The sequence below is a fragment of the Streptomyces sp. TRM49041 genome, assembly GCF_008271805.1.
Taxonomy (GTDB): Bacteria; Actinomycetota; Actinomycetes; order Streptomycetales; family Streptomycetaceae; genus Streptomyces.
Window position 1 is genome coordinate 16,799 of the sequence record NZ_VSRY01000162.1, and the last position, 3,579, is coordinate 20,377.

Genomic DNA, 3,579 nt, shown 5'->3' on the forward strand with positions numbered 1-3,579 from the left:
CCCCGCCCGGCACTCGGCGTCTTTCCCCTACCAACGCTCCCTTCGCGAGGAGAAGAAGCATGACCTCTTTCGACGTGAACGCCGCCCGCGCGCAGCGCATGGAGGCGCTGGGCCGCACCTGGTCCTTCGCCATGGACGGCGACACCTTCGAGCTGCCGACCGAGCTGACCCGCGCCACCGCCCGCGCGCTGCGCGGTCTGGACGACAACGATGTGGACGGGCTGCTCGAGCTGCTGCTGGGCGAGCAGCAGTTCGCCCGGTTCGAGCGGCACGACGTCACGATGCAGGACATCGCCGCGATCCTGGAGGCGTACGGCAAGGAGACCGGGCTCGGCCTGGGGGAAGGCTGAGCCTCGACGCGTTCGTCGACGAACACGCCGAGGCTCTCGAAGCCGACCTGCTCCGGCACTACGGCGTGGACCTGCTCGACTGGCACCGCGGCCGGCTCTCGTCCCGCCGGCTCGCGGTGCTGGTCAAGCACATGCCACGGGACAGCGCGCTGACCCGCGCCCTGGAGTCCGACGCCGCCGAGTGGACGGTCACCGACTACCTCCTGGCCGCCGCGGTGGACCACCTGGCCGCCGCCAACTGGATGTTCGCGTCGGTCAACACGGACGAGGACTCCGATCCCCCGGAGCCTCCGGTGCCGGTGCCCCGCCCGGGTGACCAGAGGGCAGCCTCGGACGAGGAGCCGGAGGCGCCTTCGGCGCAGGAGGCACCGAGCCGCACCGAACTGATGCGCTTCTTCACGTGAGCCGTGACGCGCCGCGACATGCCATGCCGTGTCCGTCAGCCGATGAACGCCATCAGGCGGATCCCCGCCCACGTGAACAGCATGACGACGAGCAGGCTCACCAGCCCCCAGCCACCGAGCCTCGCCGGGCGCAGATTCCGTCGGCTCTCGTTGCGCCGGGGGTTTTGCGGATCGTAGACGATCAGCCGGGGCCCCTCCCCCTCCGGCCACCCCTCACCCGTCAGCGCGTTCCACCGCTCACGGGGCACCGGGGAGAGGCACCGGTACCGCTCGCCGTCCACGGTGAACTCGTCCCGGTCGCCCTCCTGCGGCTCTTCCGCCGCGACCACTTCCCCACGCCGTACGAGCACGGACGCGCGCGTCCAGAACCGGCCGAGCACGCCGACGACCGGGAGGCACACCAGCACGACGAGCAGAAACGGCAGCGGGTGCGATTCGTAGACGAGACGCCCTGGCATGCCGGAACCGTAGCAGCGGACAACTCCCGCCAAACAGGGAAAGGTCGAGTAACATGCTCATCCCGCCGGACCCGGGAACACCGCAACCCATGTCACCCGCCTATCTGACGGAGAGAATCAACGATCACGCGACCAGGCTCGCGGCGGTCGAGAGCGCGGTGAAGCCGCTGGAGTTCCCGCAGCTCAACGCCCAGTTCCTGGCGAATCTCAAGCAACTCACCGTGGACCAGCCGTGGAAGGACCTCACGGCGTCCCACCAACAGCTCTACTGGAGCCTCCAGGCCGTCAAGGTGGACGTGGAGGCACTGGCCATCACCACGAACGGCGTGAGCCTCATGGGCGCACAGCTGATCAAGAATCCGCTCACGTCGGTCACCGAGTCCATGGCCTCGTCGATCTGGCAGCGTGGCCTCCGGGCCACGGAAGGCTCCCGCATCAGCTCCCTGTTCCGGACCTTCGTGCCCGACAACGCGCTCCAGGAGCAGGAGATGCGGCAGGTCCACACGCGCCTCGACGTGCATGCGCGCAAGCACGGGAGCCACAACCGGCGCCTGGACCGGGACGACGACCGGATCATCGCCCTCGACGCACGGATCGACCGCCACAGGGACCAGCTCGGTCGGCACGAGACCAGCATCCGGGGTCTCCTGCGCAACCAGCAGCGATTCGCCGGGACCGCCGCCGGTGACGTGCAGCGCCGGGGCAACACCGCGGAGGACCGGTCCCGTTCGCTGGCCGGCCGGCCCGGCCAGCGCCGGGCGGCGGACGGCTACCGGGCGGAGGCGGCGCAGCTGAACCGGACGGCGACGAGTCTGCGCGAGGTCCGTGCCGAGGCTGAGCGGCTGGAGCGGGCGCTCGGCTGAACCGCGCAAAGGGCGCGGGCGTGCGCCGCTCCCTTCCCGTACTTCCTGGCGCCAGCGCGCCGAACACATCGAGGAGCACCATGTCTCTCGTGCAGTCACTGGGGCGTGCCGGCGGCTCGCTCAAAGGACTCAAGACCCAGCTCGACACCGCGGGGCGCTCGGCCGGCAGCCTGGGCAGAAGTGCCGCGACCGGTGAGCGCGAGCTCAAGAAGATCAAGACTTCCGCCCAGGGCTCCGCCCGCGAGCTGCAGAAGATGCAGCGCGCCGCCGACAAGGCCGAGCGGTCGATGGCCAAGGCAGGACGGACCGGGCAGAAGAGCGGTACGCAGGTCGGGAAGTTCAAGTCCGGCGCCGACAAGGCGTCCAAGGGCATGAAGGGCCTGAACAAGTCGATGAAGGGCAACATCATCGGCACCCTGCTCGGACTTCTCGCGCCCCTCATCGAGAAGGTGGTCGAGATGGCCACCCGCTCGAAGACCATGCAGAAGGTCATCAAGAAGGTCTTCGGCGCCATCAAGAAGGTCATCAGCTCGGTCATGAAGGTGATCGGGCCGATCATGAAGAAGGCCGGCGCCCTCATCAAGAAGGTCTGGAACGGCATCAAGAAGGCGATCACGGTCGTCATCAAGGCCGTCGCCAAGGTCATCAAGACCTACTTCAACCTCTGGAAGAAGATCATCACGACGGTGATGAAGGCTGTCAAGAAGGTCGTCTCCTCCGTCTGGAACGGCATCAAGCGGGTCATCACCCCGGTCGTCAACTGGATCAAGAACGTCGTCCCACGAGCCTTCAGCAAGGTGAAGGAGAAGCTCTCCAGCATCTGGGGCGGCCTCAAGGACATCGCGGGCCGGGCGTTCGACAAGATCAAGGGCGCCGTGAAGGGGCCGATCAACGCCGTGATCCGGATCATCAACTCCGCCATCGGCAAGCTCAACGGCATCAAGGTCACGCTCCCCGGCTGGATCCCCGGCATCGGCGGCAAGACCTTCGGGGTGAGCCTGCCGAGGATCCCGCTGCTCGCCGAGGGCGGTGTCGTCCAGCCGCGCCGCGGCGGCGTGCACGCCATCGTCGCCGAGGCGGGAGAGGCGGAGGCCGTACTGCCGCTGTCCAAGCTCGACCGGCTCCTCCGGCACACCGCAAGGGCCAGCCGGGCGCGGACCCTCTCCGCCGTAGGGGCGAGCGCGGGCTTCCGTATCGAGAACTACTACGAGGCCGCCGACCAGGACGTCCAGGAGACCGCCGCCGCCCTCCTCTTCCTCTCCAAGGCACGCGGATGAGCGCCGCGGCGATCGCACCGGGACGTCTCGACCCGCTCGCGGGCGTCACCGGAGCGCTGAGAACGTTCCGTATGCGCGTCAGTGGCGCCTCCCGCTCACTGAGCGGCATTCAGCGCGGCGTGCGGCAGGCGGGGGCGGGGGTCGACCGGCTCAAGGGCGGCGCCGCAGCGGCCACGCCGGGGCTGCGGCAGGTCAAGGCGGGAGCCGAGCGCGCCGCCGGGGCCGTC

At 69.0% G+C, this 3,579-nt stretch carries 5 protein-coding genes and 1 pseudogene; 5 read left to right on the forward strand and 1 reads right to left on the reverse strand.

Features of this window, described 5'->3' with window-relative positions:
* Window positions 1-59 precede the first annotated feature (59 nt).
* Together FVS66_RS27590 and FVS66_RS27595 are read left to right on the forward strand one after the other, a co-directional pair.
* The gene (locus FVS66_RS27590; protein WP_149183951.1) at window positions 60-350 is read left to right on the forward strand and encodes a hypothetical protein; all 291 of its coding nucleotides are present in this window, start codon (window positions 60-62) and stop codon (window positions 348-350) included.
* A 65-nt stretch (window positions 351-415) separates the two neighbouring features.
* Entirely contained in the window at window positions 416-754 is a 339-nt protein-coding gene (locus FVS66_RS27595) for a hypothetical protein (RefSeq protein WP_149183952.1), read from the forward strand.
* Window positions 755-789: 35 nt separating this feature from the next.
* On the opposite strand, the gene FVS66_RS27600 is transcribed toward FVS66_RS27595, so the two are convergent.
* Window positions 790-1,212: a hypothetical protein gene (locus tag FVS66_RS27600; protein WP_149183953.1), complete on the reverse strand. Its 423-nt coding sequence runs from the start codon at window positions 1,210-1,212 to the stop codon at window positions 790-792.
* 53 nt (window positions 1,213-1,265) lie between these two features.
* Here FVS66_RS27600 and FVS66_RS27605 point away from each other — a divergent pair, with 53 nt between their 5' ends.
* From FVS66_RS27605 to FVS66_RS27615, 3 genes and pseudogenes are all read left to right on the forward strand, one after another.
* Window positions 1,266-2,075 (forward strand): hypothetical protein, encoded by an 810-nt coding sequence (locus FVS66_RS27605; protein ID WP_149183954.1) that lies wholly within the window; start codon window positions 1,266-1,268, stop codon window positions 2,073-2,075.
* Between the two features lie 80 nt (window positions 2,076-2,155).
* On the forward strand, window positions 2,156-3,352 hold the full coding sequence (locus FVS66_RS27610; protein ID WP_149183955.1) for a phage tail protein: 1,197 nt from the start codon (window positions 2,156-2,158) through the stop codon (window positions 3,350-3,352).
* Window positions 3,349-3,579 (forward strand): annotated as a pseudogene (locus FVS66_RS27615) (tape-measure protein); the annotation flags it as partial. The gene FVS66_RS27610 and the pseudogene FVS66_RS27615, both read left to right, overlap by 4 nt.